This window comes from Phenylobacterium sp. (genome assembly GCF_004299445.1).
Classification (GTDB): Bacteria; Pseudomonadota; Alphaproteobacteria; order Caulobacterales; family Caulobacteraceae; genus Phenylobacterium.
In genome coordinates this window covers 166,795-173,551 of sequence record NZ_SCTC01000083.1, presented here as the reverse complement: position 1 = coordinate 173,551, position 6,757 = coordinate 166,795, and the positions used below count along the sequence as shown (strand labels likewise).

At 69.2% G+C, this 6,757-nt stretch carries 5 protein-coding genes; all 5 read right to left on the bottom strand.

The window, feature by feature from the left end; translation table 11 throughout:
• On the bottom strand, positions 1–385 hold a 385-nt coding region (locus tag EPN98_RS23890), incomplete at its 3' end, for a lyase family protein (RefSeq protein WP_293365485.1).
• A gap of 55 nt (positions 386–440) precedes the next feature.
• Entirely contained in the window at positions 441–3,272 is a 2,832-nt protein-coding gene (locus EPN98_RS23885; RefSeq protein ID WP_293365484.1) for a TonB-dependent receptor, read from the bottom strand.
• Positions 3,273–3,384: 112 nt separating this feature from the next.
• Entirely contained in the window at positions 3,385–4,008 is a 624-nt protein-coding gene (locus tag EPN98_RS23880) for a PEPxxWA-CTERM sorting domain-containing protein (RefSeq protein WP_293365483.1), read from the bottom strand.
• 107 nt (positions 4,009–4,115) lie between these two features.
• Positions 4,116–4,781: a PEPxxWA-CTERM sorting domain-containing protein gene (locus EPN98_RS23875; RefSeq protein ID WP_293365481.1), complete on the bottom strand. Its 666-nt coding sequence runs from the start codon at positions 4,779–4,781 to the stop codon at positions 4,116–4,118.
• A 166-nt stretch (positions 4,782–4,947) separates the two neighbouring features.
• Entirely contained in the window at positions 4,948–6,510 is a 1,563-nt protein-coding gene (locus tag EPN98_RS23870; RefSeq protein WP_293365480.1) for an MFS transporter, read from the bottom strand.
• Between the last annotated feature and the right edge of the window lie 247 nt (positions 6,511–6,757).

Genomic DNA, 6,757 nt, shown 5'->3' with positions numbered 1-6,757 from the left:
GCTTCAGCGCGCCCAGCACCATGTCGACGTCCTCCATCAGGAGGTCGGTGGCGCGGCAGAGCTGGACGGCGAGGGTGGTGTCGTTGACGTCGGACGACGTCATGCCCTGGTGGAGGAATCGGGCTTCGGGCCCCACGATTTCGGTGACGTGGGTGAGGAAGGCGATGACGTCATGCTTCACCTCGCGCTCGATCTCGTCGATGCGGTCGGCGTTCCAGATCGCGTCGCGGCCCTTTTCCCAGATGACCCGGGCGGCCTCCTTCGGGATCACGCCCAGGTCCGCCATGGCGTCGGCGGCGTGGGCCTCGATCTCGAACATGATCTTGAATCGGGTCTGGGGCGACCAGACGTCGGCGGCTTCCTTGCGGGTGTAGCGGGGGATCATGCGGCCGGCATATCCGGCCGCATGATCCCTTAGTCAATGGCTACCGGCGCTGAGGCTACTGCTTGTAGCTCAGGCGCAGGTAGAGGAAGCGGCCCGGCGCGTCATAAGCGTTTGGGTCGTAGTTGTTCAGGCCGCAGGTGATGCAGCCCGGCGGGTCCTTGTCGAACAGGTTGTTCACGCCGACGGCGAACGAGATGTCCTGGTCCATGAAGTCGGGCCGCCAGCGCAGCTGGGCGTCGATGTAGAGGCGCGACTCCAGCTTGTTGGCCGCACCGGCTTCCTGGACGCTATGGATATAGCGGCCCGTCAGCGTGGCGCCGAACATGTCCTTGTCCCAATCGAGCATCCCCGTGGACTTCCACTTGGGGAAGGCCTGGTCGGGGCTGCCGCGCTCGGTGCCCTCACGCTCGATCTTCACCAGGCCCGCGCCGCCCGGCACGAACTCGCTGAACTCGAGCAGACGGGTGGTGTACCAGCGGAAGCCGAACTGGCCGACATCCCACTGCGGCGAAGTCCAGACGAAGTTGACGTCGACCGCGCGGGTCTTGATGCCGCCGATGTTGATCAGCGGGTTGGCGATCCCAGCGATCTGGCCCGAGGCCGTGCGCGTGATGGTGGCGCAGGCCAGGGCGTCGTTGGTCCGGGCGCAGCGGTCGACCAGGCTCTGGCCGTTCTGCGCCTGGATCGCGTCATCCAGCTCAATGTTGGAGTAGGCGACTTCCAGCGAGATGTTGCGAGACCAGCTGGTGTCGCGGAACATCGTCGGCTCCCAGACGCCGCTGAAATTCCAGCTTTCGCTGGTCTCAGGCTTGAGGGCGCGGTTGCCGCTGGTGACCACCGAGATCTGCGGGTTCAGCTGCACATAGCTGCCGTTGGCAGGGACGCCGCGGGCGATGCAGTTCGCTCGGACCGCCGCCGGGGTTGCGGCGCTGAAGCCCGAGCAGGGATCGTTGATCTCTTGGTCGAACCGCGAGGCGGTGCCGAACAACTCGCCGATCGACGGGGCCCGGAAGCCCTCGCCCCACGACGCGCGGAACAGCACTTCTTCAACCGGACGCCAGGACAGGCCGGCCTTGAAGGTCTCGTCCGAGCCCGAGGTCGAGTAGTCGAAGAAGCGCGCCGCAAGCGAGCCTTCCAGGCGATGGAAGAACGGCATGTCGGCCAGCAGCGGGATCTTCAGTTCGCCATAGGCTTCCTTGACCGTGATCTTGCCGCTCGCAGGCTGGGCCGGGATGTCGGACGACAGGCCGGCCGCAACGATGGCGTCGGGCTGGAAGTAGCCTTCGGTCCGCCGCCGCTCGACGCCGACGGCGAAGGCGAGGGGGCCGGCCGGCAGGTCGAACAGGTCGCCGGTCAGGTTGGCCGAGAAGTCGGTCAGTTCCTGCTGGCTGGTGTCCTGCTGGGTGAAGCCGATGAACTGCAGCATCGCCGGCGTGATCGTGCCGGCGCCGCCGAAGATGTTCAGCGGAACGCACGCGCCGGTGCACTGCGCCAGGGGGCCCAGGGCCTGCTGCACGCGCTGGGCGTTGACGTTGCCGGTGAAGGTCTGTTCGGCGTGGTTGCGCGAATAGATCGCGTTCACGTCCCAGGCCCACGCCTTGTCGCCGACCGAGAAGTCGCCCGAGAGGGTCGCGGTCACGTTCCAGGTGTCGACTTCCTGCTCGTAGTGGCGTGGGCCGTTCTCGACCATCCGACGCCCGATGAAGGCGTAGGTCCCAGGCCGCAGCGTGAAGCCGAACGGATTGAACGGGTTCGTCGCGTCGACGGTCACGGTGTCCAGCAGGTTGCCGTTGCCGGCGTCAGGACCCACGAACAGCGGCAGCGGGGCGGCCTGGTTGGCCGACTTGCGCTGCACGTAGCTGGCGCGGGCGCGGAACCGGACGTTCTCGGTGATGTCCTGACGAACCGAGCCGAACAGGCTGACGCGTTCCAGCGGGGTCGAGATGTAGTTGAACGGCTGGAAGTTGAAGCGGTCGGCGGTGGTGAAGCCCTTGAAGCTGGAGGCTGCTCCGGTGGGGTCGCCGGGGATGTAGGTGGGGCGTACGCCGGGGGCCAGAGCCGACTTCAGCGTGAGGTTCAGGTCGCGGCCCGTGTTCGGGTCGCTGACGATGAACCGGCCCAGCGGGGTGCCGGACGAACAGCCGCCGTCCAGGCACGAGGACGCGAAGGGCTGCGGGAACCGGCTGATCGCACGGTCGCCCGAGAACACCGGGTCCTGCTTGAAGTAGCCGCCGCCGACGACGATCGAGAGGTTCCCAGCCGTGGCGCCCCAGGTGACGTTGTAGTCCTGGGTGAAGCCGTCGTCGTGGTCGGTCTGACCGATCTGGGCCGTGGCCTGGAAGCCCTCCTGGCGTTCCTTGGTGATGATGTTCACCACGCCGGCGATGGCGTCCGAGCCATAGATCGGCGAGGCGCCTTCCTGGAGCACTTCCATCCGGCTGATCATGGCCGTCGGGATGGTGTTCAGGTCGACCGAGCCCGGCACGCCCGAGGCCGCCGCGCCTGGCACCCAGCGCAGGCCGTCCACCAGCACCAGGACCCGGCGCGAGCTGAGGTAGCGCAGGTCAATTTCGGCCGAGCCCGCGCCCACGCCGCCGCCGTCCGGGGGATTCCCGAAGTTGCCCGAGTTGTTGAACTTGGCGTTCAGGCCGCCGCCTGCCGACGGGATGCGCTGCAGGACGTCGACGGTGGAGGTCAGGCCCTGCTTGGCGACCAGCGCCTCGTCGATGGCCACGACCGGCTGGTCACGCTCCAGCGGGCTGGTGCGGATCCGCGAACCGGTCACCACCACTTCCTCGACGCTGGCCGTCTGGGCCGACGCTGAGGCGCCAGCGCCCAGCGCAAACAGGACCGCCCACGAGGCGGCCTGTGCAAGTTTGGATTTCATTTTCGTTCTCCCCTGCGGCCGTCGTGCAGGCGGCCGCTCGTGTGGGGGAGATCACAGATTTGCGACAGATCATGTCAAGTCGGCAACACCCGCTTGGCGGGCGGTTGCCGCTTCAGGGTTGCGCCAATACCACAGCGCGCCGCCGGATCAGGGCGCCGGCGAGGCCGAAGCCGATGATCATCATGGCCCAGGTCGAGGGTTCGGGCACCGCGGCGACGGGTTCGCGGCCGCCGGGCTGGCCGCCATCGCCTTCGTCGCCGCCATCGAAGGGAGCTGATTCGCCGTCGCCGTCCTCGCGCAGGGCGAAGCCGCCGAGGCCGCCGCCCGCGCCCGGCTTAGGTGGCGGCGTGATCTGCAGGACGAGGACGAGGTCGCCGTCTTCGGGGTTCCAGGTGAACTGCTCGCCGCCGAACCAGAGCTGGTCGCCGCCGATGCCGCCCATGTTGTACTGACCCCAGGTCCCGAGCTCCTCGTCATTCAACTGGAAGCTGAGTCGAAACGTTTTGCCATCCAGGGTTCCGAGGACGCCGCGGTCCATCAGGAGCTGGCTGATGCTCACGGGGCCGCTGAAGGCGCCGCGGGAGAACGTCTGGCGGTACTGGCCGTTCTCGTCGAAGCAGGTGGACTTGCCGCAGTCGGTGGTCCAGCCGACGTTGAGCACCGTGGCCGCCTGGACCTGCGAGGCCCCCAGCGTCATGGCCGCCATCGCGGCGGCGGCGATCAGAAACGTGCGCATACCCCGGCCCCATCCGTGGCGAATGTCGGGACACCTACGCAACAGAGAGTAGAGTCCACAAGCACTCGCCCCAGGGGCGCGATCAGCTCACCCGTGTTAGGGGAAAATTAACCATACCTAAGGTGGTAGGCCGTCCGACGCCGCAGCATCGCCCCCGCCGCGCCGAAGCCGAGGATCATCAGCGCCCAGGCGCCGGGTTCCGGGATGGCCGCCACGGACGGCTGGTTGATCGCCGGCTTGATCAGGGGCCGGCCCTGGACGATGTCGGTGAAGCCGCCGCCGTCCACGTCAGCCCCGCCGCCGCCCGCGGCCCAACCACCGCCGCCGCCGCCGCCGAAGCCGCCGCCGCCCGCGCCGGGCTTTTCCGGCACGACCAGATCGAGGCGCACCGTGAGGTCGCCGGCCGCCGCGTTCCAGGCCACCGCCTGGCCGCCCAGCGTCACGACGTCGCCGCCCAGCGCCGCCAGCGAAAACTTGCCCCAGCTGACCTCGGTCCCGTCCGCGAGGATGAAGGTCACCCTCACGGCGGTGTGGTCCACGGCGCCGGCGGTCACCGACTTGGCGATCTGCAGCTGGGAGACGTCGAACGTCCCGGCCCGCTGCGACGCCGAGAACGTCTGGGTGTAGCTCTTCTTGGCGCCGGCGAAGCAGCCGGCCGGACCGCAGAGGCTGGACGCTCCGACGGTCAGGAAGGTCGCGGCCTGCGCCGTGACAGGGGCCGCGGCGGCGAAGGCCGTGGCTGCGAGAAGCGCGATGGCTCCGGATCGATGCATTCAATAGCCCCACGAACGGAGTAGAGCCCCCGACCTGCCCCCAACCCGCCGGGAGGGGGTTTGGTTGCAGCGCGGCGCGCGCGTGGGATGATTTTTGTTCGGCGGCGCACACGCCGCCCGCTGCGCTGCAGCGGGCGGGCGCGGTCGAGACCTCAGCGTCGGGGGCTCAGCTCGCGGCGCGGGCGGCCGCGGCGGCGTCGCCGGCGTCGGCCTCGGCGCGGGCCTTGGCCATGTCCTTGGGCAGGGTGATGGCGGCCAGCAGGTAGTGCGCGCCGGCCCAGGCATAGATCAGCAGGTTCGACACCAGTCCGGCCCGCGTGCCCTCAGCCATGGCCGACTTGCAGGCCTCAGCCAGGGCGGGATCCGAGCCCTTGGGCGCCGTGCCGCCCGGGCAGGACGCGATGAATTCGCCGGCCATGCCCTTGGCCGCGAAGGCCGCGCGGGCGAACTGGTCGATGCACCAGCCGCAGAAGGGGGGCCCGAAGCCCAGCGCGATCAGGTTGAGCACGAACCACAGCAAGGCCACGGCCGTGGCGCGCATGCGGATGTCCATGACGTTCTGCACCACGCCGAGCGTGGGGCCCAGGTAGGTGTAGTGCAGGATCCCCGGGATCAGCAGGATGGCCCAGGCCAGCTGATAGTCGTCGCGGGTGTAGGCCAGGATGTAGAGGGGCGTCGCCAGGATCAGGCCGATCCCCGGCACCAGGGCGTACCAGCGGGCCGACCGCTTGGACGCCCAATCGGTCAAGAAGCCGCCCAGCAGGGTGCCGGCGCCGTTCGAAACCATGGCGATCACGCCGGTGGCCAGGCCCACGAGCGCCAGGCCCAGGCCGAACTCGCGGATGAAGTAGGGGGCCGCGTAGGCGCCGGTGCCGTAGCCGGCGAAGCTGGCGACGGTAATGCCGGCGGCCATGTGGAACATCCCCCACGAGCCGAACAGGCGCTTGGCCACCGCCAGCATCGAGGCCGGCTTGGCCGCGTCGTTGGGGGCGCCGGCCTCGGAGGCCTCGCGACCGAGGGCCCCCGGCGTTTCATCGCCCACCGCCGCTTGGGGCGACGACGCGCCCTGAGCCTTGGCGTCGGCCAGCTGGCGGTCGGCCCAGCCGCGGGGCGGTTCCTTGACGAAGAGCTTGATCGCGATGGCGATGAGGATGCCGGGCGCGCCCACGATCATGAAGGCGGCCTGCCAGGAGACCTCCTGGGCGATCCAGCCGCCGGCCACGGCCCCGAACCCGGCGCCCAGCGGAATCCCGAACGAATAGATCGAGAGCGCCGAGGCCCGCTTCTGGGGCTCGTAGTAGTCGCTGATCAGTGAGTGGGCCGGGGGCGTCAGCCCCGCCTCGCCCACGCCCACGCCCACCCGGTAGAGCAGCAGTTGCAGGTAGGTCGTCGCCGTCCCGCACAGCGCGGTGAAGCCGCACCAGATCACGATGGCGATCGAGATGATGTTGACGCGGTTGTACCGGTCGGCCAGCCGCGCGATCGGGATGCCCAGCGTGGTGTAAAGAAGCGCGAACGCCAGCCCAGTGAGCCAGCCCAGCTGGGTGTCGGTGAGCTGCAGGTCCTCTTTGATCGCCTGTCCGATCGTATTGATGATCGTGCGGTCGATGAAGTTGAAGGTGTAGGCGATCACCAGCAGACCCAGCACCGCACTGCGGTAGGCCGGCGTGAAGCTGGGCGCCCCGGTGGCGGGCGCCGTGGCGGGCGCGGCCGCGGGTTTCGACGACATGAGACTGGTTTCCCCCGGGGTGCGCGCCGCGCGTCTTGGTTGTTGCGCCGGAGGTTAGGCGGCGCCGGGCGCGTTGGGTAGGGGGACGGTGGGTGAACCGCGTGCGTGGGGAGGGGGCCAGTGGGCGCGGCGACGGCGGGCGGTGATGGGCGGCGTCGTCCATCGATGAATCGCGATATGTCGGGAAGGCGGCGGCGGGGCGTTGCGTGAGGGCCTAGCCTCAGCCGCACTTCGCGGGGAGGCGAGG

Bases quoted from the DNA above. Each gene is read 5' to 3' on its own strand.
- EPN98_RS23875 (WP_293365481.1), bottom strand. From the start codon at position 4,781: ATGCATCGATCCGGAGCCATCGCGCTTCTCGCAGCCACGGCCTTCGCC.
- EPN98_RS23885 (WP_293365484.1), bottom strand. From the start codon at position 3,272: ATGAAATCCAAACTTGCACAGGCCGCCTCGTGGGCGGTCCTGTTTGCG.
- EPN98_RS23880 (WP_293365483.1), bottom strand. From the start codon at position 4,008: ATGCGCACGTTTCTGATCGCCGCCGCCGCGATGGCGGCCATGACGCTG.
- EPN98_RS23870 (WP_293365480.1), bottom strand. From the start codon at position 6,510: ATGTCGTCGAAACCCGCGGCCGCGCCCGCCACGGCGCCCGCCACCGGG.